The organism is Chromobacterium sp. S0633 (genome assembly GCF_024158805.1).
Classification (GTDB): domain Bacteria; phylum Pseudomonadota; class Gammaproteobacteria; order Burkholderiales; family Chromobacteriaceae; genus Chromobacterium.
The window spans coordinates 212,642-238,498 of sequence record NZ_JAMZGH010000003.1 but is presented as its reverse complement, the minus strand read 5'-3'; the positions used below and the strand labels follow the sequence as shown (position 1 = coordinate 238,498).

At 64.9% G+C, this 25,857-nt stretch carries 23 protein-coding genes and 1 tRNA gene; 7 read left to right on the top strand and 17 right to left on the bottom strand.

Annotation, left to right across the window (positions count from 1 at the left end):
* Positions 1-53: 53 nt before the first annotated feature.
* Entirely contained in the window at positions 54-983 is a 930-nt protein-coding gene (locus NK214_RS03235; RefSeq protein WP_253313742.1) for a cation diffusion facilitator family transporter, read from the top strand.
* Positions 984-1,052: 69 nt separating this feature from the next.
* The gene (selB, locus tag NK214_RS03230; protein WP_253313741.1) at positions 1,053-2,936 is read left to right on the top strand and encodes a selenocysteine-specific translation elongation factor; all 1,884 of its coding nucleotides are present in this window, start codon (positions 1,053-1,055) and stop codon (positions 2,934-2,936) included.
* Here the strand turns inward: selB and NK214_RS03225 are convergent.
* A complete protein-coding gene (locus NK214_RS03225; RefSeq protein ID WP_158274333.1) occupies positions 2,933-4,687 on the bottom strand; it encodes a HAMP domain-containing sensor histidine kinase in 1,755 nt (584 codons plus the stop codon). The two genes, selB and NK214_RS03225, sit on opposite strands and share 4 nt — an antisense overlap.
* A gap of 32 nt (positions 4,688-4,719) precedes the next feature.
* The gene (locus tag NK214_RS03220) at positions 4,720-5,220 is read right to left on the bottom strand and encodes an oxidoreductase (protein ID WP_107800504.1); all 501 of its coding nucleotides are present in this window, start codon (positions 5,218-5,220) and stop codon (positions 4,720-4,722) included.
* Between the two features lie 734 nt (positions 5,221-5,954).
* On the opposite strand from NK214_RS03220, the gene NK214_RS03215 reads away from it, so the two are divergent.
* Positions 5,955-6,049: transfer RNA gene (locus tag NK214_RS03215), tRNA-Sec, on the top strand.
* A gap of 356 nt (positions 6,050-6,405) precedes the next feature.
* Here NK214_RS03215 and NK214_RS03210 read toward each other — a convergent pair.
* The 5 genes from NK214_RS03210 to flgA all read right to left on the bottom strand — a co-directional run bounded on the left by NK214_RS03210 (position 6,406) and on the right by flgA (position 10,519).
* Positions 6,406-7,743 carry a DEAD/DEAH box helicase gene (locus NK214_RS03210; RefSeq protein WP_227104872.1) on the bottom strand — a complete coding sequence of 446 codons (1,338 nt, stop codon included), beginning with the start codon at positions 7,741-7,743 and terminating at the stop codon, positions 6,406-6,408.
* A 115-nt stretch (positions 7,744-7,858) separates the two neighbouring features.
* A complete protein-coding gene (locus NK214_RS03205) occupies positions 7,859-8,779 on the bottom strand; it encodes a CobD/CbiB family protein (RefSeq protein WP_107800507.1) in 921 nt (306 codons plus the stop codon).
* 161 nt (positions 8,780-8,940) lie between these two features.
* Entirely contained in the window at positions 8,941-9,405 is a 465-nt protein-coding gene (locus tag NK214_RS03200) for a flagella synthesis protein FlgN (RefSeq protein WP_227104874.1), read from the bottom strand.
* 23 nt (positions 9,406-9,428) lie between these two features.
* On the bottom strand, positions 9,429-9,725 hold the full coding sequence (flgM, locus tag NK214_RS03195) for a flagellar biosynthesis anti-sigma factor FlgM (protein WP_019100618.1): 297 nt from the start codon (positions 9,723-9,725) through the stop codon (positions 9,429-9,431).
* Positions 9,726-9,844: 119 nt separating this feature from the next.
* Positions 9,845-10,519: a flagellar basal body P-ring formation chaperone FlgA gene (gene flgA / locus NK214_RS03190; protein ID WP_235086673.1), complete on the bottom strand. Its 675-nt coding sequence runs from the start codon at positions 10,517-10,519 to the stop codon at positions 9,845-9,847.
* 153 nt (positions 10,520-10,672) lie between these two features.
* Here flgA and NK214_RS25075 point away from each other — a divergent pair, with 153 nt between their 5' ends.
* Positions 10,673-12,706, top strand: coding sequence for an autotransporter outer membrane beta-barrel domain-containing protein (locus NK214_RS25075; RefSeq protein WP_305883540.1), 2,034 nt, complete (start codon positions 10,673-10,675; stop codon positions 12,704-12,706).
* Positions 12,707-12,830: 124 nt separating this feature from the next.
* Here NK214_RS25075 and thrC read toward each other — a convergent pair whose 3' ends face one another.
* The 4 genes from thrC to NK214_RS03165 all read right to left on the bottom strand — a co-directional run bounded on the left by thrC (position 12,831) and on the right by NK214_RS03165 (position 17,345).
* Positions 12,831-14,240, bottom strand: coding sequence for a threonine synthase (gene thrC / locus NK214_RS03180; RefSeq protein ID WP_227104878.1), 1,410 nt, complete (start codon positions 14,238-14,240; stop codon positions 12,831-12,833).
* Positions 14,240-14,572 (bottom strand): hypothetical protein, encoded by a 333-nt coding sequence (locus tag NK214_RS03175; RefSeq protein ID WP_107800512.1) that lies wholly within the window; start codon positions 14,570-14,572, stop codon positions 14,240-14,242. The genes thrC and NK214_RS03175 overlap by 1 nt, the downstream gene beginning before the upstream one ends.
* The gene (locus NK214_RS03170; protein ID WP_107800513.1) at positions 14,565-15,875 is read right to left on the bottom strand and encodes a homoserine dehydrogenase; all 1,311 of its coding nucleotides are present in this window, start codon (positions 15,873-15,875) and stop codon (positions 14,565-14,567) included. Before NK214_RS03170 ends, NK214_RS03175 begins: the two co-directional genes overlap by 8 nt.
* A 237-nt stretch (positions 15,876-16,112) precedes the next feature.
* A complete protein-coding gene (locus NK214_RS03165; protein WP_227108608.1) occupies positions 16,113-17,345 on the bottom strand; it encodes a pyridoxal phosphate-dependent aminotransferase in 1,233 nt (410 codons plus the stop codon).
* Positions 17,346-17,592: 247 nt separating this feature from the next.
* On the opposite strand from NK214_RS03165, the gene NK214_RS03160 reads away from it, so the two are divergent.
* A complete protein-coding gene (locus tag NK214_RS03160) occupies positions 17,593-17,961 on the top strand; it encodes an Mth938-like domain-containing protein (RefSeq protein WP_227104880.1) in 369 nt (122 codons plus the stop codon).
* 1 nt (position 17,962) lies between these two features.
* On the opposite strand, the gene NK214_RS03155 is transcribed toward NK214_RS03160, so the two are convergent.
* From NK214_RS03155 to NK214_RS03145, 3 genes are all read right to left on the bottom strand, one after another.
* Positions 17,963-19,285 (bottom strand): MFS transporter, encoded by a 1,323-nt coding sequence (locus NK214_RS03155; protein ID WP_253313740.1) that lies wholly within the window; start codon positions 19,283-19,285, stop codon positions 17,963-17,965.
* A gap of 120 nt (positions 19,286-19,405) precedes the next feature.
* Entirely contained in the window at positions 19,406-20,722 is a 1,317-nt protein-coding gene (locus NK214_RS03150) for an NAD(P)/FAD-dependent oxidoreductase (protein ID WP_253313739.1), read from the bottom strand.
* A gap of 285 nt (positions 20,723-21,007) precedes the next feature.
* Entirely contained in the window at positions 21,008-21,682 is a 675-nt protein-coding gene (locus NK214_RS03145) for a pseudouridine synthase (protein ID WP_107800517.1), read from the bottom strand.
* A gap of 196 nt (positions 21,683-21,878) precedes the next feature.
* On the opposite strand from NK214_RS03145, the gene NK214_RS03140 reads away from it, so the two are divergent.
* Positions 21,879-22,586 carry an alanyl-tRNA editing protein gene (locus tag NK214_RS03140; protein WP_227104882.1) on the top strand — a complete coding sequence of 236 codons (708 nt, stop codon included), beginning with the start codon at positions 21,879-21,881 and terminating at the stop codon, positions 22,584-22,586.
* A 52-nt stretch (positions 22,587-22,638) separates the two neighbouring features.
* Here NK214_RS03140 and NK214_RS03135 read toward each other — a convergent pair whose 3' ends face one another.
* Complete coding sequence (locus NK214_RS03135; protein ID WP_253313738.1) at positions 22,639-23,559, bottom strand: LysR family transcriptional regulator; 921 nt, start codon at positions 23,557-23,559, stop codon at positions 22,639-22,641.
* 152 nt (positions 23,560-23,711) lie between these two features.
* Between NK214_RS03135 and lysA the strand changes: the two genes are divergently transcribed.
* A complete protein-coding gene (gene lysA, locus NK214_RS03130) occupies positions 23,712-24,950 on the top strand; it encodes a diaminopimelate decarboxylase (RefSeq protein WP_253313737.1) in 1,239 nt (412 codons plus the stop codon).
* Positions 24,951-24,957: 7 nt separating this feature from the next.
* On the opposite strand, the gene NK214_RS03125 is transcribed toward lysA, so the two are convergent.
* Positions 24,958-25,254, bottom strand: a complete 297-nt coding sequence (locus NK214_RS03125) for a hypothetical protein (protein ID WP_227104885.1) — start codon at positions 25,252-25,254, stop codon at positions 24,958-24,960.
* Positions 25,255-25,496: 242 nt separating this feature from the next.
* On the bottom strand, positions 25,497-25,790 hold the full coding sequence (locus tag NK214_RS03120; RefSeq protein WP_158274334.1) for a BON domain-containing protein: 294 nt from the start codon (positions 25,788-25,790) through the stop codon (positions 25,497-25,499).
* Between the last annotated feature and the right edge of the window lie 67 nt (positions 25,791-25,857).

Genomic DNA, 25,857 nt, shown 5'->3' with positions numbered 1-25,857 from the left:
ATAGCCTTTGTGCGATAATCAGGGCATCCCACCCACTGCCGGACTGCACTGCCATGGCCCACACTCATCACGCCATCGACGGCGACAGCGTAGAGAAACGCCGCGCCGGCCGCGTCAGCACGCTGGTCAGCGTCGCGGTCAACCTGATCCTCTCCACCACCCAGATCGTGGTGGGCGCGCTGGCGCACTCCTCCGCCTTGATCGCCGACGGCCTGCACTCGCTGTCCGACCTGATCGCCGACTTCGTGGTCTTGCTGGCCGGCAAACACAGCCATAAAGCGCCGGACAACGATCACCACTACGGCCATCACCGTTACGAGAACGCCGCCTCGCTGATCCTGGGCCTGCTCTTGCTGGGCGTCGGCCTGGGCATGCTGTACAGCGCCGCCGCGAAATTCCACGACCCCGCCTCCATTCCCACCGTCCACGCCGTCGCCCTGTGGGTGGCGCTGCTGGCCTTGGCGGTCAAGGAGGCGCTGTTCCGCTACATGCTGGCGGTGGCTAAGCGCGTGCGCTCCAGCATGCTGGTGGCCAATGCCTGGCACGCGCGCTCCGACGCGGCCTCCTCGCTGGTGGTGGCGCTGGGCATCATCGGCAACCTGATGGGCTATCCGCTGCTGGACCCGGTGGCCGCCCTGCTGGTGGGCCTGCTGGTCGCCCGCATGGGCTGGCGCTTCGGCTGGGACGCGATGCACGATCTGATGGACCGCGCCGCCGACGACGACGCCGTCGCCGCCATCCGCCAGACCCTGCTGAGCACTCCGGGCATTCACGGCGTGCACGATCTGCGCACCCGCAAGATGGGCGACCTGATCCAGGTGGACGTGCACCTGGAAGTGGACGGCGCCATCAGCGTGGAACAGGCCCACGCCATCTCGGAAGCCGCGCGCCACCGCGTGCTGGAACGGCACCCGGTGCTGGACGTGCTCGCCCACATCGACCCCGCCGGCCATTATCTGCCGGACCCCTCGCCCGCCCGCTGAGCCCAGCCCATGGCCAAGTCCGCCGTTTCTGGCGATACTTGGCCTTTTACCCCTGCCGCTTCGCCCGCCATGATTATCGCCACCGCCGGACACGTAGACCACGGCAAGACCGCCCTGCTTCACGCCCTGACCGGCACCGACGCCGACCGCCTGCCGGAAGAAAAAAAGCGCGGCATGACCATAGACCTGGGCTATGCCTATCTGCCGACGCCCGAGGGCGGCGCGATCGGCTTCATCGACGTGCCCGGCCATGAGCGTTTCCTGAGCAATATGCTGGCCGGCGTCGGCGGCGTGCGCCACGCGCTGCTGGTGATCGCCGCCGACGACGGCGTGATGCCGCAAACCCGAGAACACCTGGCCATCCTGCAATTGCTGCAACTGGACAGCCTGACCGTGGCCATCAGCAAAAGCGACCTGGCCGGCCCGGAAGCGCTGGAAGGCGTCATGGACGAGGCGCGGCGGGCGCTGGCCGAACACGGCCTGCGCGCGGCTGCGCTGCTGCCGGTTTCCGCGCGCAGCGGCGCCGGCGTCGACGTTTTGCGGCGGCATCTGCTGCAACTGCGCGACCAAGCCGCCGGAACCGAACGCCGCTTCCGCCTGGCGATAGACCGCGCCTTCACCATAGGCGGCGCCGGCCTGGTGGTGACCGGCACCGCCTGGGGCGGCCGCGTGAACGTGGGCGACGCCCTATGGCTGAGCGGCAAGGACGTCGCCGTCCGCGTGCGCGGCCTGCACGTGCAAAACCAGCCGGCGCGGCAAGGCCAGGCCGGCCAGCGCATTGCGCTCAACCTGGTCGGCGACATCGACAAACGACAGATTCAACGCGGCGACTGGCTGCTGGAGCAAGCGGCGCCGGCGCCGGCCGCCCGCGTCAGCGTGCGCTTGCGCCTGGCCCCGGCCGCTCACGCCACTTTGCGCCACTGGCAGGCCGTCCATCTCCATCACGCCGCCAGCCACTGCACCGGCCGGGTGGCCCTGCTGGAACGTCAGCAACTCCATCCCGGCGACGAGGGACTGGCTGAACTGAGCCTGGACCGGCCGCTGCACCTGGCCGACGGCGACAAGCTGATCCTGCGCGACGCCGGCGCGCAGCACACCCTGGCCTGCGCCACGGTGCTGGAACGGCAGCCGCCTACGCGCGGCAAGCGCCAAGACGAACGGCTGGCCCATCTGCGCGCTCTGGCCGCAGCCGGAAGCGACAACGTCCAGAACCTGCGGCTGCGCCTGAGCCGACAGGCACTTTCCCTGCCCGATCTCGCCTGGGACCGGCAATTGAGCGAAGCCGGGCTGGCGGAGCTGCTGCGCGCCGCCCCGCTGCTCACCGCCGGCCAGCACGCTTACGCGCCGGAACACTGGGCGGAGTTGCAAGGACAGCTGCTGGAACGGCTGGCGGCGCTGCATCTCCAGCAGCCGGACCAGCTGGGCGCCAGCCGCGGCCGCGCGCGCCGGCTGGCGCTGCCGCAGGAAAGCGAGGCCGCGGTCAATTTGATGATCGATCAATTGCTGGCGGAGGGAAGGCTGGCCAATACCCGCGGCTGGCTGCATCTGCCCGGCCACGTGCTGGCTTTCGACGCGGAAGAGACCGCGCTGTGGCGGCGTTTGGAACCGGCTTTCACCGATCAGGGACAGCCGCATTGGGTGCGGGATTTGGCCGCGGCGGCCGGCGTGGAGGAGGACACGGCGCGCGCCGTGCTGCGCAAAGCCGCGAGGCTGGGCCATGTCCACGCCGTGGTGCGGGACCGCTATTTCTCCAGCGCGGCGATCCGCGGCATGGCGGCCATCGTGCACAGCCTGAATCAGGACGCCGGCTATGCCGACGCCGCCAACTTCCGCGACCAACTGGGCTGCGGCCGCAAGCTGGCGATTCAAATCCTGGAGTATTTCGACCGCTGCGGCTTCACCCGCCGCCTGGGGGACAGGCATTTGCTGCGCGAGGCGCGGCTGTTCGACTAACCTGCGTGTCCAGGGCCGGACGGCGATTCCAGCGCCCGGCCCAACACCGCGCGCAACCGGCTGATATCGAAAGGCTTCTCCAGCCGCGCGGCGAACCAGGCGGCGCGCGGATCGGCGTATTCCTCCGGGTAAGCGGTCATCGCGATGATTTTCACGCCGCGGTGACGCACGCTGCGCTTCAGCGCCTCCGCCACCGAATAACCGCTCTCATTGCCCAGCTGCATGTCCAGCAAGACCACGTTGAAGCTGGCTTGTTGCAGCTTCTGACAGGCTTCCGCCACCGAGCTGGCGGTGGACACCGCGTAGCCGTTCATTTGCAGGCAATCGGAAAACGGCTCTCGGATATTCTTGTCGTCGTCCACCACCAGCACCGAACGTTCCGGCCCCGGCGGCTGATCCGGCACCACGATGGGCAAGCGGACGATGAACTCGGAGCCCACGCCCACCACGCTCTTCAGCTCCAGCTCCCCGCCCAGCAAGGACACCAGTTCCTTGACCACCGCCAGGCCCAGCCCGCTGCTGCCCACTCGGCGCGCGTGCCCCTGGAAAAACGGCTGGAAGATGCGCGATTGAAACTCCTCCGGCACGCCGATGCCGGTGTCTATCACGCGGATATCCAGGATATTGCGACCGTCGGCGCTGTCCACGCCGGCCTCCACCGTGACCGTGCCGTGATCGGTGTAGCGGATGGCGTTGGTCAGCAGATTGCCGACGATCTGCCGCAAGCGGTCGCCGTCCAGTTTCACCGTCTCAGGCAATTCGCCCAGCCGCACATGCAGGCCCAGGCCCTTGCCGTCCAACTGCGCGCGATGCACGTCGATCACCTCGTTCAAGGTCGCCGCCACGTCCACATCGCCGATATGCAGCCGGAACTGCATATTCTTGATCGCGGAGATGTCCATGATGTCGCGCACCTGGGTCATCAGATGCGCCATGCAGGTTTTCAAGCGTCCCACCGCCTTGGCGGCCTTGCCGGCCGGATCGATGTCCGGCTCGATCAACTCCACGCACACCTGCATGGTCTGCAGCGGCGAGCGGATCTCGTGGCTCAGCGTGGCGAGGAAGGTGGTGCGGTCCAGCTCCGCGTTCACCGTGGCCTTGTGCGCCGCCCGCTCCTGCTCCAGCAGCTGCTGGCGCGCGGCGGCGTCGCGACGCGCGCCCTGATAGCGGTACAGCAGCACGAAAATCACCATGCAGATGCCGCCCAGCGCAAACCACAGCGAGGCGACCAATTGCTGGTTGTGCCGCAAGTCCTTGTTGCGCGCGTCGCGCGAAGACACCTCGGCCACGCGCGCCTGGACCGCGAACTCCGCCAGCGACGGCCGGATGCTGTCGATGCGGTCTATGTTCTGCTGCGCGCTCCGGACACTGGGATGCAGGATGTTTTCGTCCTCGAAGAAATCCTGCAGCAGGCTGGCTGTGCCTTTGAAACCATCGACGCGGCTCAGCATCTCCTGCATCTTGGACGGCGTAACGAAATCCAGGAAACGGCTGTTGGCCACCGCCAGCCGGAATTGCACCTGCGACTCGGGAACTTCCCCCGCCTTCAAACGCAATAAGTCGGCGCGCGCTTTCTCCAGCTCAAGCTGCATCTGCGCCACCGACCAGTACAAATCCTCGCTGCGCCCCTCAAAGCTGCGCGCCGGCACATAACGCTCGATCGCCATGTAAACGCCGATGCCCAACAGCAAAAAGCCGAGCAAGGCCAGCGCCGGGATGCCCTTCCAGCCGGACAGCATCGACTTGTTCACCGCTCGTCCCGAGCCCTCCTGGCCGGCCGGCATCAGAACACCACCAGGCGGTTGATCTGCCACACCAGCTTGGCGTCCATCACCGGCCCTTTCTTGTCCTCCGGCATTTGATCCAGCGGATACATCAGCCATAAGGGACCGCGGTTGGTGATGTCCAAAGGCTTGTTGTTGACCGAGCGCGCCAACACCACGTCGAAGTCGTAGAACTCGCGGCGGTCTATCCAGTACACGTAATCGTTCAGGGCCCGCAGCTTGACCTTCTGGCCGCTGGCGCCCACCTTGGCCAGAATGTCCCGCATCAGCGGCCCGCTGAACACCGATTGCGGCGTCCAGGTGGTCCGGGTCACCACCGAATGCTGACGCAAGCTCTGCAAGTCCTGCTCACGGAACTCGTACACATTCTTTTCTTTATTGGTGAACTGGCTGATCTTGCCCGACACCGTCAACACCACAGGCCCCGGCGCGGCATGAAGCGCGGCCACGCAACACGCCAGCGCCACTCCGCTCAAGACCGCCTTCCCGCTCTTCCCCATGCCAAGCTCCCAACCCTGCTCATCCCGCGTCCTTGGCCCGGCGGCTTCACGCGCCGGACTCATGACATTTGAACTTTGATTTCACAAGCAAAATAATTGAATCTAATTAGAACAAAAATGCCATTAAAATATTTACGGCCAATATATCAAGCCGTCCAACAAAACGCCATCCGCCCGCATCCAGACCAGTCCCATGGGACAGTAGCCGCGACCCGCCGCCAGGGCGGCGCGCCGCGCGCAATGAAAAAGCGGCCCCTTGGGCCGCTTTTTCTTGGCTCCGCCGGCGTCGCCGGCCATGCTTTACTTGCCGCGACGCAGCCCCGGACGGCCGGCGACATGGCAAAGCTGGATAAACAGGGACAGAACGTGCTTCATGCTGATTTCCTTTATTCTCGGTAGACGGAATGCCCCGACGCTCTTGCGGCGCGTTCGGCGGGGCTCTCCATTCTAACGGCATGAGGCGAGGCCAAGACATTCATTTTATTTATCAGGCATAAAATTAACTTATCGCCGGTTCACCCTCTCGCCAGCAAGACAAGGCAGGCCGGCAGAGGCGGAGGAAGCGGATCGCACTAGCCGCTCATCCTCGTTTCAAAGCGGTGCTCAAGGCCCTTTCCCCGTCTCCTTGCCGCGCGACCGATCGTGAACGGATTCCGATCCCGATTCCGATTCCGCGATATAATGCGCGCTGGCGTCGCCCGGACGCCATCGGGCCAAGAGCCCGCTCGCTCGCAGGAAGAGACGCGTCCCCGGTGGGGCGGCTGGTCTTCAAAATCAGATGGGGCCGCCAGCGGTCCCGGGCAGGTTCGACTCCTGTTCTCTTCCGCCATTCGCTTCGGCGGCGCCCAGCCCCAGGCACAGCGAGCAATGGCATTGGATCGCATGCTGCTTCACCAGCACGCGCAGACGCTCCAGTCGCTGCGCCTCCGCCACCATCACCGACACCGGCGCGGGTTTGGCTTCGGTTTTTCTCGACGCCGGCCAAGCCGTCGTCGTCGCTCCCGCCGCCGCGCCAACGCCCAACATCGCGCCGCCCACACCGATATGCAGCCATTTCACCCGCATCGCGCTCTCCTCGCCCAGGGCAAACCGCCCAGACATCCGACTCCGCGGCCGGCGGGAAGTGCCGCCGACGCCCATAAAAAAACGGCCCCGTTCGGGACCGTTCCTTGCTCGTTCGCCCAATCAGCGAATGATTTCCACCTTGTAGCGCGGCGGCAGCAACAGCGCCGGCACTTCCCGCTTCGCCTTGCGGCTGCGGCGGCCGTTCAAGGGCTTCTTCACGCCCTCGGAGGAGCCGGCCAGAACCGAAGCCTCCGGCTTGGGCGGCGCAGACGGGCGCTCCCGCTCGCGTTCGCGCTCGTTGGGGCGCGCCAGCCAGGAGGGACGGAAGCCGTCCACGATCTGCGGCGTCAGCGTCTGCTTGGTCAGCTTCTCGATAGAGTCGTGCTGGCGGGTTTCTTCCGGAGACATCAAAGAGATCGCCACGCCCTTGGCGCCGGCGCGGCCGGTGCGGCCAATCCGATGCACATAGTCTTCCGGGGCGTTCGGCAACTCGAAGTTGACCACATAGGGCAGCTCAGTCACGTCCAGGCCGCGGGCGGCGACATCGGTGGCCACCAACACGCGCAGCTTGCCTTCCTTGAACGAGGCCAGCGTTTCCAGACGCGCGCCCTGCGCCTTGTCGCCGTGAATGGCTTCGGCTTGCAGACCGTCGCGCTGCAACTCGCGCGCCAGACGATCGGCGCTGAGCTTGGTCTTACAGAACACGATGACCTGGCTCATGTCGCGGGACTTGATCAGATGCGTCAGCAGATGACGCTTCTTGAAGGCGTCCACCGAGTAAACGATCTGCTCGACCTGATCGTTGGTGGCGTTCTGACGCGCCACCTCCACCGTTTGCGGCGACTTCATGAAGTCGGCGGCCAACCGCTTGATCTCCGGCGCGAAAGTAGCGGAGAACAGCAGGGTCTGACGCTCTTTGGGCAGCATGCCCATGATCTTGCGGATGTCCTGAATGAAGCCCATGTCCAGCATGCGGTCGCCTTCGTCCAGCACCAGCACTTCCACCTTGTTCAATTGAACGGTTTTTTGCTGGATGTGGTCGAGCAGGCGGCCCGGCGTGGCGATCAGGATCTCAACGCCGCGGCGCAGTTCCTGAGTTTGCGGGTCCATATTGACCCCGCCGAACACCGTAGTGGCGCGCAGCGGCAGGTATTTGGTGTAGCTCTTGACGTTGACGCCGATCTGATCCGCCAACTCGCGGGTTGGCGACAACACCAAGGCGCGCAGCGGATGCATCGCCGGCGATACGCTAGTGTTGGCGTATTTCTTCAGGCGCTCCAGAATGGGCAGCATGAAGGCAGCGGTCTTGCCGGTGCCGGTTTGAGCGGCGGCCAGCAAATCGCGGCTGGACAAGACCAGAGGAATCGCCTTTTCCTGAATCGGGGTGGGCTGGGAATAGCCCTGTTCTTCGATGGCGCGCAGAATCTCGGGAGACAACCCGAGTTCGGAAAACAGCATGGACAACACTCCTGCAAAACTCGCGGGGCCTGTTGCGCGCATGCGCCAACACGCCCCCGTATTCAAATGACACGAACGGACAAGGCAACGCCGCCCGAACGGCGGCGTCGGGTCGTCAGCCCATGTGGCTTGCGACGCTGAGCAGCAGGATTACGGCCAACCATAGCAAGGCGGAACGCCAGACCAGACCAACCGCGCTTTTCAGGTAGTTGGGGTCCGCTTCGTCGCCCAAGCCCAGTTCGGGCCGGAAGCGTATGGAGTAATCCTGTCTGAGCGGATCGCCCAATTTCACGCCGATCGCACCCGCGGCCGAAGCCAACAAAATGCCATTAGCGTAGTTCCCCCATGTTTTGGCCTGGGAGCGCCAGCAATACACCGCATCCTCGAAATCGCCCATGATGGCGAAGCTGGCGGCGGTCAAACGCACCGGAATCCAGTCCAGCCAAGCGGCGGCGCTGGCCGAGAAACGGCCGAACGGGTCCTCGTTCGCGTCGCGGTTGCCCCATTTCTGATTCAGCATAGAACAGAGGCGGTACAACAGCGCGCCGGCCGGACCCGGCAACAGCACGAACCAGAACATGGTGCCGAACACGTGGCGGTAACTATCCACCACCCCCTGCTCGATCGCCAGCCGGGAAATTTCCTCAACCGACAGCTCCGCGGTGCCCTGTCCGGTCCAGTTCGCCAAGGAGGCGCGCGCGTCCAGATCCCGCCCTTCGGCCAAAGCCTGGGAGATTTCGGAGAACGCGCTGGAGAAATGGCGGAAACCCATGGTCAGATACAAGACCAGGACATTCCACAACATCGCCAGAATCGGACTCAAGGCGTGCAGCGCGTAATAGATCAGCAAGCTGAGCAAGACCGCAGGCACGATCGCCAAGGACCACGCCAACACGCCATGACGGTTGGAGCCGGCATTCAGATTGCGTTCCAAATGATTGGCGTAGCGGGTGAACAGCAGCCAGACGCGATTGCGATTGCCCAAGGGCCGCAACTGCTCCAGTGCCAGAGCGATAATCAAGGAAATCAGGGTCATTGGTTCCGGATAGTGGTTTTCTCAGGCCCGGAGAGGAAGATACCATAAAGGCCAGGGCATTCCCACTGCTCCTTGAGAATAGACTCTAAAACCGTCGGACGGAAACGCCAAGAGCGCCGCAACGGCGCTCTTGCATGCCCCTCGGGAACGGCTTCAAACGTTCAGGCGGAGCCGAGAAAGCGTCGCCCGGCGGCCAGTTCCGGCAATTGGCCGGCCTTGTCGTAGCCCACGGTGGACGCGGCGGCGTCCTTCAAGGTGTTCAGCGCGCCCTCCACCAGCGACAAGCGCTGATCGATGAAGCTGCCGTTGAGCTGATTGATGCTCTGCGCCCGCTGGATCGCCTCTTCCAGCCCGGTCCAGGCCAGGCTGGCCTCCGGCTTGTCCGCCAGCCAGATGTAAACCGTCTCGCTGTCCTGCACGCCGATCCGCCGCATCAATTCGCCGCGCTGGGCGGCGCTGACGGCCAATAGGTCCAACACGCCGCTCTTGCTCTCGGCCAGGGCGTCCAGCTGAACGTCAAAGCCCTGCACCAGCACCTTCTGTTCCTGCTCCAGCAACGCGATCAGCCGGGTGACGAGAGCGCTCTCGGCCCGGCACAGCTGGCAGAATTCTTCAACAACGTTCATGCCTGACTCTCACCTGCGCGCGCTCAGCGCGCCAACAATTCCTTGGTGGAGGCGATCAAGCCGTCGGCGATCTTCTCCGGATTGACGTTGAAGGTGCCCGCGGCTATCGCCGACTTGATCGCGGCCACTTTGCCTGCGTCGAAGCCGGAATCGCCGCTGACCTTGCTTTCCACCGCGCTCAGACGGCTGGCCAAAGGGTTGATCGTCACGCTGTCGGATCCACTGGCGGCAGGGTTGGCGTTGGCGGCCGCGTCGCGCGGCGCCGCCTTGTTCTGGGTGCTGTAGCTTGCTGACAGCTTGCCCGAGTTATCTACTTTCATGGCATGGCCTTCCCAAAGGGAACCTGGATTACCTCTATTATCGGACGGAAAAACAATATCTTGAAGACTTTCGCCCAATTATCCGCCGCTGCGCGCCGAGACCTGCCGGCGAACCGTCTCTAATATATCACCATCACGCTGCCGTCCGCTTGAACTTGCCCGCGTATCACCCGCCCGGAAGCCATGCGCACCGACACTTGCTCGCCCTCGGCGGCATTGCCTATCGCCAAACCGTCGGCCGCCGCGGCGAAGCCCTCGCCCGAGGCCACCACTTTGACCCGCTGGTTGCTGTTCACCAGATAAGGCGCGCGCACCATGAAGCTGCGCAGCCAGGCGCCGGCCGGCGCGCCGGAGCGCATGGTCTTGCCTATCGCCTGCTGCAGATCGTCCAACACATTGCGCGCCAGGCTGGGGTTGGCCACCTCGACCAGGCGCAGGTCAGCGGCGCTCAGCACCTCGCCGGCCGCCACTGCGCGGCTCAAAGCCACGCCCAGTTTCTTTTCATTGATCCGCACCGGAATCCGCAGCGCCCACCCCAGTTCCGGGCAGGACACCGCGACAAAGGTGGAACCGGTAGTCACCCCCGGCGTCGCCCAATCCGCCTTGGGCTGCGCGCAGGCCGGCACCGCCAGCTTGCGGTCCAGCTGCCCCAGCGTCCAGGTGGCCGGCCGCATCGACAACTCGTGTTTGAGAAAATCGCCGGCCAAAGCCTCCAGCCGCCCCAGATCCTGCATGGCGGCCGACGCCGCCACGCTCCAGGCGCAGCACATCATCCACAGTAGTAAACGTCGCATTCCCGCATTCTAGCGCAAGCGGGCCCAGGGCTGCAGCCTGGGGCCGCTATTGACAATGCGATACATACATTCAAATAATCGTTCGAATAGAGCTTAGACTCTTAAATCTAAATTAAATAAAACCAAAGTTTTATCCGGAAGGGGACATTCCAAATGCGCAAGCGCCTGAACACGCTGGCCGTGGCCACTCTGCTGGCCCTGCCGGCCGCCGCCAACGCCTATAGCAATTTCTATTTTTTCGGGGACAGTCTGACCGACACCGGCGCCTTCGGCGGCCTGGGCGGCCTGCCGTCCAACGCCCGCTGGACCTTGGGCTACGGCACCGGCTGGGCCGAAGTCCTGGCCAAGCACTATGGCCAGAACGTATCGCCCAACAACAGCCTAAACAGCCACATCGCCAATACTGCGGGCAATAATTACGCTCAGGGCGATGCGCGCGCGCAGCCGGCCAGCCCGCCCAACACCAATCCGGACACCCCCAGCCAGACCCCTGCAGCCGATGCGATCGCGGTCACAGACCTGCCGGGCCAGATCAACGCTTATCTGGGCCAGAAAGGCCAAAAAGCCGACCCCAACGCGGCCTACGCCATCTGGATAGGCGGCAACGACGTCATTGCCGCCGGCAGCCAAAGCGATCCGACCGCCTATCTGGGCGCCTCCGCCGGCTACACCGTACAAGCCGTGGCCGCGCTCAAGGCCGCCGGGGCCAATACCATCATCTTGCCCAATCTGCCTGATATCTCGGCGGCTCCACTCTCTGTGCTCGCCGCCATTCAGACCGCTCTGCCCGGCGCCGGCAACGCCGGCAAAGTCGCCGCCGCCTGGGGCGCCGCATGGCAGATACTGAGCTCCGGTCAAACCAGCAATTCCCCCGCCCTGATCAATCAGGCGCTAAGCCAGGCGGAGACCGCCGCCGGTCTGAGCGCCGGCACGCTGAGCAGCGTTTACGCCGCGGTGCAGCCCAATCTTCAGAAAGGCGCCAGCGGCTACAACCAGTTGGTAGACATGGCGCTTAGCGCCGGCAATCTGCAACACGGGATAGTCAGGGCCAATATATCGGGTCTGTTCACGGAGCTTCTGGCCAATCCGCAAGCCTATGGCTTCAGCAATACCTCCGGCGCGGCCTGCCCTCAGTCCGCGCTGTACTGCCTGGCCGCCGTCATACCCGGGCAAAGCTATCTATTCACCGATGCCTTGCACCCCACTCCGGCCGCCTATCAGCTGATTGGCGACTATATATACGGCCTGCTGCAAGCGCCCTATTTCGCCGGCGCGCTGCCGGAGTCCGCGCTGAGCAACGCCCGCCAGTTGGGCGGGACGCTGGATAGCCGCTACCAGGCCATCCGCGCGCAGAAGCGTGAAGTCGGCGCGGTCAGCGCCTTCGTCAGCGGCGCCTTCAACGACGACAAGGTCGGCTACGACGACGTATCCGCCAAGCCGCAAGGCCGGCTGTACACCGTGGGTCTGGACTTCCAGGCCAGTCCGGCGCTGAGCCTGGGACTGGCGATGTCCCGCCAGAACGGCAAGACCAACATCAACGGCATCGCCACGCCGGGCAGCGTAGACGACCGCAGCACCTTGATGAGCGCGCTGTTCAGCTATAAGCAGGAACGGTTCTGGCTGGACGGCGACGCCCACATCGGCGCCGGCGATATCGACACCCGTCGCCAGGTCTCGCTGGGCGCGGCCCGGATCACGCTGAACGGCAGCGCGCGCCAGAGCCAATACGGCCTGCGCGTAGCCGGCGGCTATCTGATGCCGCTGGGCACCTACCGCACCGGCCCCATCGCCGGCCTGGACTACGCCCACGTCAAGGTGAACGGCTTCACCGAGCAAGGAGGCAACAGCAGCAGCATGGCCTTCAACGCGCAAAACGGCACCTCCCTGGTGGCGCGCGTCGGCTGGCAGCTGGAAGCCGACATCGGCCGTTTCAGCCCCTACGCCAAACTCAGCTACGCGCACGAGTTCAAGCGCGACGACCGCGTGGTCACCGCCGGCCTGGCCACCACCCTGGGCGATTACAGCGTCAAGCTGGGCAAACCCAAGGCGGACTGGCTGGAATGGACCGCCGGCCTCAGCGCCCAATTGAGCAAGAGCGTGTCGATGTTCGGCCAGCTCAGCGCCGCCAGCGGCCGCAGCGGCAGCAATCAGACCGCCGGCAATGTCGGCGTGGCGCTGACGTTTTAAGAGCCTGTTCAATGTCTGTCGCGCGTCGGCGAGAGGGATGGAACGGGGCCTTGAACAGGCTCTAACGCCGCGGCGGACGCAAAAAAAAACGGCCCCTGGGGGCCGTTTTTTCGTCCGACGCGCGTCAGCTCAAACTGCGCTCGATAAAGGCTTTGACCTCGCCGGCGTCCGCCGGGAACACCGACACTTTTTGCGGCAAGTCCTCCAGGCCGTCGAAACCGGCCGGTCGCGGCGGATCGCGGTCCAGCGCTTCGCGTATGGTGGCGGCGAACTTGGCCGGCAAGGCGGTTTCCAGGCAAACCACGGTTTCGCCGGGGCGGCGCAGCTCGCGCGCCACCTTGACGCCGTCGGCGGTATGGGTGTCCACCACCACGCCGTCTTCGCGGTCCAGCTGGCGAATGGTGGCCAACCGGTCCGCATGCGCGCTCTTACCGGAAGCGAATCCGAACACCTCGGCCGCGGCGGCCGTTTGCGCGGCGGACAGCGTGAAGCCGGTGCCGGCGTCCACCTGGCGCCACAGCGCTTTCAGCGCCTCGGGGTCCCGTCCCAGCAGATCGAACACAAAGCGCTCGAAGTTGGACGCCTTGGAGATGTCCATCGACGGGCTGGAGGTGACATAGGTGTTGGCCGTGCCGCGCGGACGGTAGGCGCCGGAGCGGAAGAACTCGTCCAGCACGTCGTTCTCGTTGGTGGCCACCAGCAGGCGTTCTATCGGCAAGCCCATCTGCCGCGCGATGTGGCCGGCGCAGACATTGCCGAAGTTGCCGGACGGCACGCAGAAGCTGACCTTCTCCTCATTGCCGGCGGTGGCGTTGAAATAGCCCTTGAAGTAATACACCACCTGAGCCACCACTCGCGCCCAGTTGATGGAGTTGACGGTGCCGATCTTGTGGCGCGCCTTGAAAGCATGGTCGTTCTGCACCGCCTTCACGATGTCCTGGCAGTCGTCGAACATGCCCTTGATCGCGATATTGTGGATGTTGGCGTCCTGCAGGCTGTACATTTGCGCGCGCTGGAACGGACTCATCAATCCGTCCGGGCTCAGCATGAACACCTGGATGCCCGCCTTGCCGCGCATCGCGTACTCGGCGGCGCTGCCGGTGTCGCCCGAGGTGGCGCCCAGGATGTTCAGGCGCTCGCCCTTCCTGGCCAGCACGTATTCGAACAGATTGCCCAGCAGCTGCATCGCCATGTCCTTGAAGGCCAACGTCGGGCCGTTGGACAGTTCCAGGACGGCCAGGCCGTCGTGCAGCCGCTTGAGCGGCGTGATCGCCTCGCTGCCGAAGGCCGCGCGGGTATAGGTGCGCTCGACGATGGACTTGAGATCGTCTTCCGGGATATCGGTGGCGAACAAGCGAATGATTTCAAAAGCCAATTCGGCGTAGGACAGGCCGCGCCAGGCGTCCAGCTGCTCGCGGCCGATCTGCGGATAGCTTTCCGGCAACACCAGGCCGCCGTCGGGCGCCAGGCCCATCAGCAGGATGTCGCTGAACGATTGCGGGGCCATGCCGCCGCGGGTGCTGATATAACGCATCAGGGGGTTTCCAGATATTGGGCGCAGGCGGCGGAGGCGTCCTTCATCCGCTGTTTGCCGCGCGGGTCGTCTTTCTTGATCTGGCCGGTCAGCACGCCCATCACCTCTTCCGAGGAGAAGCGGCCGGCCAGATGCTGGCTGGCGCATTGGCAGTATTTCTGCACTTGCTCCGAGGAGCGCTGGCCGACGCCGTCCGAGGCCGGCGTGCGCTTGACGCAGCCTCGCATCAAAAAGCCCTGCAACAGGCTGTGCTGGCCGGGGGACAAGGGCGTCGCCCCGGCGCTCGCCAGGATCAGACCGGCGCCGAGGCCGGTCAGCCAGCGTTTAATCATTCAGCTCTTCCATGCGCAGGCGCACCACCTTGCCGGTAATACTTTCCAGCGCCTCGATGCCGGTGATGGCGCGGTCTATCGCCTGTTCCTGAACGCGATGGGTCAGGATCACCACCTCGGCGGTGCCGTCGGACACCGAGCCTTTCTGGATCACCGCCTCGATCGAGATGCCGTTCTCCGCCAGCAAGCGGGTGATGTTGGCCAGCACGCCGGCGCGGTCGGCGGCGCCGATGCGCAGATAGTAGGAGCTGACCACGTCGGAGATCGGCAGGATCGGCAGGTTCTGCAGCTGGTCCGGCTGGAAAGCCAGATGCGGCACGCGGTGCTCCGGGTCCGCCGTCAGCAAGCGGGTCACGTCGACGATGTCGGCCACCACCGCGGAGGCGGTGGGCAGCGCGCCGGCGCCGGCGCCGTAGTACAAGGTCGGCCCCACCGCGTCGCCCTTGGCCAGCACCGCGTTCATCACGCCGTTGACGTTGGCGATCAGCTGGCGCGCCGGGATCAGCGTCGGGTGCACGCGCAACTCGACGCCGGCGGCGGTGCGCCGGGTCAGGCCCAGCAACTTGACGCGGTAGCCCAGCTCCTCGGCGTACTTGATGTCGCGCCCTTCCAGCTTGCTGATGCCTTCCAGGTAACAGCGGTCGAACTGCATCGGGATGCCGAAGGCCAGCGCCGCCATGATGGTGAGCTTGTGGCCGGCGTCATGGCCTTCGATGTCGAAGGTGGGATCGGCTTCGGCGTAACCCAGCTGCTGCGCCTCGGCCAGCACTTCGGCGAAGCTCGCGCCCTTGTCGCGCATCTCGGTCAGGATGAAGTTGGAAGTGCCGTTGATGATGCCGGCTATCCACTCGATGCGGTTGGCGGACAGGCCTTCGCGCAGCGCCTTGATGATGGGGATGCCGCCGGCCACCGCGGCCTCGAAGGCCACCATCACGCCCTGTTCTTGGGCGCGTGCGAAGATTTCGGTGCCGTGCAGCGCCAGCAGTTTCTTGTTGGCGGTGACCACGTGTTTGCCGTTGGCGATGGCCTTGAGCACCAGTTCCTTGGCCACGGTGTCGCCGCCTATCAGTTCCACCACGATGTCGACGTCGGGGTTGTTCACCACCTGCATCGCGTCGGCCACCACGTCCACGTCCGGCCCCAGCAGCGATTGCGCGCGCGCCTGATTGCGGTTGGCCGCCTGCAGCAGGCGGATTTGACGGCCGGCACGGCGGCTGATTTCCTCGGCGTTGCGTTTGAGAACGGTGGCGGTGCCGCCACCGACAGTCCCCACGCCCAATAGGCCGATATTGATCGGTTTCATTCTTGCTCCCTGTCTCTAGTATTCTGTCCCTGCCCGCGGCGGCCAGGCGCAAGATCCTTGCGCGCGGCCCGCGCCGGCGGCCGGCCCTGATCAAGAGCCGCGCCGCCAGGCCGCTGCTGGCGCAGCGGGCGCGTGTCCCAAGTTTTCCTTGGCAGCGGACGCTATCCGCTGTCAAGGAAAGCCTGATGGCCAAACGGGGGCCGCAGCCCCCGTCCGCCGGCTCAAGCCGCCATGATTTCAGGCTTCGCCGCCGTGGCGCTTGCGATAGTTTTCCAGGAAACGCGCGATGCGGCCGATGGCCTCCACCAAATCGTCCGAGTTGGGAAGGAATACCACGCGGAAGTGATCGGGCGCAATCCAGTTAAACCCTGAACCCTGCACCAGCAGCACCTTTTCCTCCTGCAGCAGTTCCAGGATGAACTGCTGATCGTCGCCGACCGGGTAGATCTTGGGATCCAGCTTGGGGAACAGGTAGAGCGCGCCCTGCGGCTTGACGCAGCTGACGCCGGGAATATCGGTCAGCAGTTTGTGCGCCAGGTCGCGCTGGCGCGCGAGGCGGCCGCCCGGCGCCACCAGATCGTCAATGCTCTGGTAGCCGCCCAAGGCGGTCTGGATCGCGAACTGCGCCGGCACGTTGGCGCACAAGCGCATCGAGGCCAGCATGTTCAGGCCTTCGATATAGTCCTTGGCGTGTTTCTTCTCGCCGGACAGAATCATCCAGCCGGCGCGGTAGCCGCAGGCGCGGTAATTCTTGGACAGGCCGTTGAAGGTGACCACGAACAGATCCGGCGCCAAGGAGGCGATGGAGGTGTGCTTGACCTCGTCGTACAGCACTTTGTCGTAGATTTCGTCGGCGTAGATGATCAGCTGGTGCTGGCGCGCCACTTCCACGATCTGCTTGAGCAGCGCCGGCGGGTAGACCGCGCCGGTGGGATTGTTGGGGTTGATCACCACGATGGCGCGGGTGGCCGGCGTGATCTTGGCGCGGATGTCGTCGATGCTGGGGAACCAGCCCTGCTCTTCGTCGCACAGATAATGCACCGCCTTGCCGCCGGCCAGGCTGACGCCGGCGGTCCACAGCGGGTAATCCGGCGCCGGCACCAGCACTTCGTCGCCGTTGTCCAGCAGCGCCTGCATCGACATCACAATCAGCTCGGACACGCCGTTGCCGACGATGATGTCGTCCATGCCCACATTGGGCAGCTGCTTTTGCTGGGCGTAATGCATGATCGCCTTGCGCGCGGCGAACAGGCCCTTGGAATCGGAATAGCCGGAGGCGGACGGCAGGTTGACGATCACGTCCTCGATGATTTCGTCCGGCGCGAAGAAGCCGAACGGCGCCGGGTTGCCGATGTTCAGCTTGATGATGCGATGGCCTTCGTCTTCCATCTTCTTGGCGTGCTCAAGCACCGGACCGCGGATGTCGTAACAAACGTTGGCGAGTTTTTGCGATTTATGGACTGGCTGCATGACGACAATGGTTTCCGTGGCTTGCCGCCCGCCGGAGACGGCGGTCTTGCCCTGGCGGCGCGGTTTGTGTTCTTTCATCTGATCTCTTTGGATGTCCCCGCTGAAGCGATGACCACGTTGACGTTATGGCGGCAATCAGCGGCGGGGTCGAGTTATAATCCTATCCCAATCTCTGATGCACTGCAGCAGGTATTCGCGCCCGGAAAGGGCCGTCCGCCGCAGCGCTCGCAATCGGGAATCCGCTCACATGAAAATGCAGCAATCGCTGGGGCAAGGCCGCAACTTGTTCACCGGCTATGGCGACGGCCATGTTCTAATCAACGCCCAGCGCCACGAGGGCAATCTGATCGTCACCGCGGACAGCGTGGCGCCCTGGCCGGTGGACGCTTTCGAGGATTTGCAGGAAAGCCATTTCAGCGCGCTGCTGGCGCTGCAGCCGGAAGTAGTGCTCTTCGGCACCGGCAAAAGCCTGCGCTTTTGCCATCCGCGCCTGTCCGCCGCGCTGGCCAACGCCGGCATAGGCGTGGAAACCATGGACACCCAGGCCGCCTGTCGCACCTTCAACATCCTGCTGGCGGAAGACCGCCGCGTCGTCGCCGCGTTGCTGGCGATCTGACTCAGACGGCGGCCGGCCGCGCCGCCTGCGGGCACATCCACACCAGCCAGGCCGCCAGCAAGGCCGGCGTCGCGGCCAGCATGAACAGGCTGGCCAGGCTCCAGTCCTGGCGCAGCAGCTCGCCGCCCAGCCACGGTCCCAACACCGAGCCCACCCGGCCCACGCCCAGGCTCCAGCCCACCCCGGTGGCGCGCAAGGAGGTGGGATAGGCATTGGCCGCCAGGGCGTTGATCGCCGGCTGGCCGCCCACCACGCAAAAACCGGCGGCGAACAATAAGCCGAACAAGCCTGCCTGCTGCGCCCCCCACTGCCCCAGCATGGCCACGGCGGCGGCGGCCAGCGCGAAACTGGGCAGCATCACCCGCAAGAAGCCCAGTCTGTCTATCCAGATCCCCAACAGCAAGGTGCCGGCCACGCCGCCCAGTTGCAGCGCGGCGCCGGCGAGGATGGCGTTTTGCGTGTTCAGGCCGGCGTCCCGCGCCAAGGCCGGCATCCAGTTGGACAGGAAGTAGAGCAAGAGCAGGTTCAGAAAGCTGAGCGCCCACAAGGTCAGCGTCAGTCGCGCGCGGCCGGCCCGAAACAAATGCGGCAACGACGCCGCGGCGACGGGTTCGCGCAGCGCCAGGCTGGACGCCGCCGCCCCGCTCATCGCCGGGTCCAGGCGACGCAGCCAGGCCAGCGCCTGTTCCCGCCTTTGCCGCGACAACAGAAACTGCAGCGACTCCGGCAATTGCCGCCACATCCACAGCGCCAGCAGCAGCGGCGCGACGCCGCCGGCCAGGAACACCGCGCGCCAGCCGTGCGCGGGCACCAGCCAGGCCGCCAACAAGCCGCCCAGCAGCGCGCCGACGGTAAAGCCGCAGGAAATCAGCATCATCATGCTGACTCTGCGCCGGCTCGGGCTGTACTCGCCGGCCAGCGCCATCGCGTTCGGCATGATGCCTCCCAGGCCCAGGCCGGTCAGGAAGCGCAGCCACAGCAGCTGCTCCAGCGTGGCGGCGAAGCCGGTGGCCAACATGCCAAGGCCGAACCACACGGTGCACAGCAGCAGCAAGGCGCGGCGGCCGAAGCGATCCGCCAGCGGGCTGAACAACAAGGCGCCCAGCAGCAGACCCAGCAAGCCGGCGCTGAACACCGGCCCCAAGGCCGGCTTGGCCAAGCCCCAGTCCGCCAATAGCGCCGGCGCGACGTAGGCCATGGCCTGCACGTCGAATCCGTCCAGAATCATCAGCAAGCCGCAGATCAATAGCAGCCGGCGCTGAAACCCGCCCAGCGGCCGTTGATCCAGCCAGGCGTCTATCTCCAGGCGAGAAGCTTGCGTCATCCCCATCCCCATCCCCATTTATGCAAATGGCAATAAAGATGTTCGCAAACCGCCGCCCGGTCAAGCTGCGCCAACGAAAAGCCCACCTCGAAGGTGGGCTTGGCATTGGACGGGAGCGGCTCAGTGCAGCTTCAAGGACGGCCGCGCGGCGCGGCGCAGCTTGTCGCCGACGTAGAGCAGAGTGGCCAGCACCCAGCCATGCACCGCCGCCTGATGCATGCGGTACAGCGAGCTGTAGATCAGTTTGGCGCCGAGGCCTTCCACATAGTAATCGCGTTTGGGGCCGACCACCGCCGCCAGGCTGCCCACCGCGCTGTGCTTGCCCAGCGACACCAGCATGCCCTGCGGTTTGAAGACGAAGGGCTTGCCCTGGCGACCGGCCACGCGCCGGCCCAATTCGTCCGCCAGATAACGCGCCTGCTGGTGCGCCACCTGGGCGGTGGCCGGCAGATTGCGGCCGCTGTCGCCGTCCGGCGCCTCGGCGCAATCGCCCAAGGCGTAGACGCAGGCGGCGCCCTGGCAACGCAGCCACTTATCCACCTGCAATTGATTGATGCGGTTGGTCTGCAAGCCGGCGAGGCCGGCCAGCCAGGTCGGCGCCTTGACGCCGGCAGCCCAGACGGTGATGTCGGCCGCCACCTTGTCGCCGCCCTGCAATTCCACGCCGTCGGCGCGCACCGCCGCCACCCGGCTGCCGGTCAGCACCTTGATGTTGCGCGCGGCCAATTGCTCCTGGGCGTAAGCGGACAAGGACGGCGGCGCGGCGGCGAGGATGCGGTCCGCGCCTTCGATCACGCTGATTTCCACGCGCTCCGGCTGCAGACGCGCGCCGTAATGATGCAGTTCGCACAGGGTGTGGTTCAGCTCCGCCGCCAGTTCCACCCCGGTGGCGCCGCCGCCGACGATGGCGATGCCCAGCTTGGACAGCGGTTGCTGGCCGCTGCTGCAGCGGAAGGCCAGTTCCAGCACCCGGTGACGCAGCTTCTCCGCATCGTCCGGGGTGTTCAGAAACATCGCGTGCTCGCCGACGCCGGGCGTGCCGAAGTCGTTCGCTTCCGCTCCCACCGCCAGCACCAGCCAGTCGTAGGGCACCTCGCGCGGCGGGCTCAGCTGCTCCCCGCCGGCGTCGCGCACTTCGGCGAGCTGAATGCAGCGCCGCTCGGTGTCCAGCGACTGCATATAGCCGAATTCGAACTCGTAGCCGTTGCGATAGCCATGGGCGAAGTAATTGACCTCGTCCTCGCCGGTGTTGAGCGCGCCGGTGGCCACCTCATGCAGCAGCGGTTTCCAGATATGGGTGGGCGAACCGTCGACCAGCACGACGCGGGCCTTGTGTTGCGCGCCCAAGCTGCGTCCCAGACGAGTGGCCAGCTCCAGGCCGCCGGCGCCGCCGCCGACGACGACGATGCTGGGCAATGCGGAATTGCGACTTAACATGACAGATCCTTACAAGGTAGAAATCACTAAACAAGCGTTCTGGCGGCAGCACGCTTGTTTAGTGAGTTCTTGCTTCAGATCAAAACGGAAGTATGCACAGACTGGCAGGGCAAGCCAATCTTTCCGTGCCACAAAATGCCGAAGACATTATAAAAAGCGGCCTCCGGGCAAGGCGCCGCCACGCTGTGGACGGAACAAGGGGGAAGATCAGGACGAGGCGCGGCCGGCAAGAATGGCCGCGCAAGAGGAACCGCGGCGCGGCCAGGCCGCGCGCTGACTGCCGACTTAGAATGGCGCTTTGGCGTCGAAGCTCATCTCTTCGCGAGTGATGGGGTGGCGCAGCGTCAGGCGATCCGCGTGCAGCAGCAGGCGATCGGCCTTGGCCAGCACCGCTTCCGGCGCGTAGATGTCGTCGCCCAGGATGGGGTGGCCCAGATGCAGCATATGCATGCGCAGCTGATGGGCGCGGCCGGTCAAGGGCTCCAGCTCCACCCGGCTGGTCTGGCGCAAACCGTCGCGCAGCACCACACGGAAATGGGTGATCGCCTGCTTGCCGTGTTCGAAATCCACCTTCTGACGCGGACGGTTCGGCCAGTCTATGATCAGCGGCAGATCCACGGTGCCGCTGTTCTGTTCCACGATGCCGTCCACCACCGCCACATAGCGCTTGTCCACCTTGCGGTCCATGAAGGCGATGGACAGTTCTCGCTGCATGCTGGCGCCGCGCCCCATCACCACCAGGCCGGACGTCGCCATATCCAGCCGATGCACGGTCAGCGCGTCCGGATAGACCCGCTGCGCGCGGCTGATCAAGCAGTCCGCCTTGTCTTCGCCGCGCCCCGGCACCGACAGCAAGCCGGAAGGCTTGTTCAGCACCAGCAGGGCCTCGTCGGCGTAAATCACGTCTAGGCCGGCGTCCGGCGGCGGATTGTAATGTTCCAGATTATGGCGAATGGTCATGAGAGCAATGGGCAGGAAGGCGGAAAAAGTCGGCGATTATCTGCGCTAAACGCTGTTGCGACAAGCTGTTGCCATGATTTTTCGCCAGCGCTGTCTCTTGAAATACACAGCCGGCGGCAGCATTCTCAAAATTATCGGGACCGGCGGCGACAAGCGACGCCGGTCTTCCCAGCATAGTCTGAAAAGGAATCACCGCATGGCAGAGCGCTTTTACATCGATCCCTACCAAACCCGCCTGGAAACCCGCGTGGCGCGGCATGACGACGCCGGCCTGGTGCTGGAGGACACGCTGTGCTATCCGCTGGGCGGCGGCCAGCCCGGCGACAGCGCCGCGCTGAGCTGGGACGGCGGCGGCTGTGCGATCAGCGATACCCGCCGCGACCGCGAAACGCGCGCCATCGTCCACCTGCTGCCCGCCGATGCGCCCCGGCTCGCCGCCGGCACGCCGGTCGTCCTGGAACTGGATTGGGCGCGCCGCCACCGCCACATGCGCATTCACACCTGTCTGCACTTATTGTCCGTGGTGATCAAGGCCGGCGTCACCGGCGGCAATCTGAGCGCGGAATCCGGCCGTCTGGACTTCGATCTGCCGGAAGGCATGGAGTTGGACCGCGAGCACATCGAGCGCGAGCTGAACCGGCTGGTGGCGGAGGACCGCGCGGTGCGCATCGAAATGAGCAGCGGCGAGGCGCTGCGGCGTCAGCCGGAGCTGATCAAGACCATGTCGGTGACGCCGCCGCTGCACCTGCCGGAAATCCGCTTGATCAATATCGACGGCATCGATCTGCAGCCTTGCGGCGGCACCCATGTACGCAGCACCGGCGAGATCGGCCCGGTCGTGGTCAAGAAGATTGAAAGCAAGGGCGCGCGCAATAAGCGGGTGGTGGTGGCGCTGCGCGACTAAGAACCGGCTCAAAGCCTGCGCACAGGCTAGCTCGCGAGACTTTGCACTGCCGCTAAGCCCCCGTCGGCGCGGCCAGCCTCCGGCTGACCGCGGCCAGCTCGGCCTTCAGACTGTCGACCAAGCGCTCCAGCAGCGGCGAGGCGGGCCGGTGCAGCGGCCGCACCAGATTCACCGCGAACGGAATCGACACGCTGAAGCGCCTTGCGGCCAGGCCTGAGCCGGCATAATCCAGCGCCGTCAGCGGATTGACGACGGCCACGCCTATGCCCTGCCGCGCCATCGCGCATACCGAGGCGGCGCTATGCGTCTCCACCACCATGCGCCGCTTGACCCCCCGCTCGGCGAACACCTGATCCAGCTGTTGCCTATAGCTGTCGGTCGCCGCCAGGCTGATGAAGGCCTCGCCTTCGAAATCCTCCGGTGCCAACACCGTCTTGCTCAGCAGCCTATGCCCCTCCGGCAACACGCACAGCTCGTCCGCCAGCAGCAAGGGCTCCATCCGCGTCCCCGCCGGCGCGTGCGCGCTCTCGCTCAAACCCAGGTCATGACGCTGCGCCGCCAGCCACTCTTCCAGCAAAGGCGACTCCTGCGGCGCGATGTTCAGGCTGATGCCCGGCGCTTGCGACAGAAATCGCCGGCACGCCGCCGGCAACAGCGATTGCGCGAATACCGGCAAACAGGCAATCGATAACTGCCCCTGCTCGAACTGGCGAATCGCCGCCGCGCTGCTGACGATGCGTTCCAGACCTTGATAGCTGCGCTGCACTTCCTCGAACAACTGCAGCCCCTGCGCGCTTGGCCGCAAGCGGCCGCGGCTGCGCTCGAACAAGACCATGCCCAGCAATTGTTCGCAACGCGCCAGTTCTCGGCTGACCGTGGGCTGCGAGGTGCGCAGCAGGACGGCCGCCTCGGTGACGCTGCCGGTGGTCATCACCGCGCGAAACACTTCAATGTGGCGCAGACTGATTTCCATCCCCTACCCCTTGCGCATAGGCGGCGCCAAGCCCGCCTTTCCCCTTGGCAATCCATATCATAAATGAAAGAAGCAGCGATAATTTGATATTTTATTTTTGCCGCGGCGCACGCCATGATGCAGCTGTCTATCACCTACGCCATCGCCACGCCATGAAATGCTTCGACGCCCGCCAACTGGCCGAACTCGCCCGCCAATACGGCAGCCCGCTCTGGGTGTACCACGCCGACACCATTCGCCGGCGCATTGCCGAGCTGAAAGGCTTCGACGTGATCCGCTATGCGCAAAAAGCCAACTCCAACACCCATATCCTCAGCCTGATGCGGGAACAGGGCGTCAAGGTGGACGCGGTGTCGCTGGGCGAAATCGAACGCGCGCTGGCCGCCGGCTATCGGGCGGACTCCGCCGAGCCTTCCGACATCGTCTTCACCGCCGACGTGCTGGACCGGGCCACGCTGGCGCGAGTGGCGGCCGAAGGCATCGCCGTCAACGCCGGTTCCATCGACATGCTGCGTCAGCTGGGCGCGGCTTCGCCCGGCCATAGGGTCTGGCTGCGCGTCAACCCCGGCTTCGGCCATGGCCATAGCCAGAAAACCAATACCGGCGGCGAGAACAGCAAGCACGGCATCTGGCATGAACAGGTGGCCGACGCGCTGGCGGTGATCCGCCAGTTCGGCCTGCACTTGGTGGGCTTGCACATGCATATCGGCTCAGGCGTCGATTACGGCCACCTGCAACAGGTCTGCGGCGCCATGGTCAGGCTGGCGACCCAGTTGGGCCACGACATCGAGGCGATCTCCGCCGGCGGCGGTCTGTCCATCCCTTACCGCGACGGCGATGCCCGCATCGACACCACGCATTATTTCGAGCTGTGGGACGAGGCGCGGCGGCGGATCGCCGCTCACCTGGGCCACCCGGTGCGGCTGGAGATCGAGCCCGGTCGTTTCCTAGTGGCGGAATCCGGCGCCCTGATCTCCGAGGTGAGGGCGGTCAAAACCATGGGCAGCCGGCGCTTCGTGCTGGTGGACGCGGGCTTCAACGACTTGATGCGCCCCGCCATGTACGGCAGCCATCACGATATTTCCGTCCTCAGCGCGGACGGCGAGGAAAAATCAGGCGAGCGCGCCCCCTGCGTGGTGGCGGGCCCCCTGTGCGAATCGGGGGATGTCTTTACCCAACAGGAGGGCGGCGTGGTGGAAAGCCGCCTGCTGCCGGAGGCTCAGGTAGGGGATTTGCTGGTGTTTCACGACGCCGGCGCTTACGGCGCCACCATGTCGTCTAACTACAATAGCCGGCCGCTGCTGGCCGAGGCCATGATAGACGGCGCCTCCAGCCGGCTGATCCGCCGCCGTCAAACCATGGCGGAGTTGCTGGAGCTGGAACGCGTCTAAGTCCTGCTCAGCTGAGCTTCAGGTCGGCCAGCGTCTGCTGGAAGGCCTGATAGATGTCCTGATAACTGGCGTAACCGTCGAACACGCCCACCACCTGGGGCGATTGCAAGCCGCGCGCCAGCAATTGCTGGCCGCGGCGCGAGCGCGGACTCAGCGCGCGCAGCCGCTGGCTGCGTTCGTCCCAATACACCAGCTTGGCTTCGTCCGCGCCCTCCAGCCGTGAAATCAGTTTGTCCACCTGCTCCGCCGGTTGCAGCATCATGCGGTGGGAAACCCTCTTGCCAAGTGCGGATGCATATTCCATGAGTCGTGTCCGGTGCTTCGCAGTGGGCCGCGAGCGATCCATACTGCTGATTGGAAAAACCTTGCCGGCTCCAGCCTCCGGAAAGGCCGTCAGCCGGCAACACCACATATTTTTCGCAATAAGAGAAGGCACCACAATCGGATTAATCTTAAATTCCCGACGAAAAACTGGATGGATAAAATGACAAAAGGGCGCCGAAGCGCCCTTTGCTGCCGCCGGACAAGCCGCCGGAGCAAACCTTTTTAGTTTTTCAGCACCATATTGTTGATGACGAACTTCACGCCCGGCACTTTTTCGGCAATCTGCCCCGCTTTGAACATCTGCTGGTCGTCGGTCATGCCGCCTTCAATCGTCACCTCGCTCTTCTTGCTGCTCACCTTCAGGCTCAGCGGCTGCAGTTCGGCATCGCCGTTCAAGGCCTGTTGCACGCTGGCGGCCAACTCTTCATCGGTCGGCGGGGTCTGCTCGGCGTAAGCCGGCAGGCCGGCGGACAGCAAGGTGGTCAACAACAAGGCGCGGATGCAAAAACGTTTCATCAGATTCTCCAGTGATATGGCCTGCATGCGCTCAAGCCCAAGCTTCAGCGCGAATGTTTTACCGCAT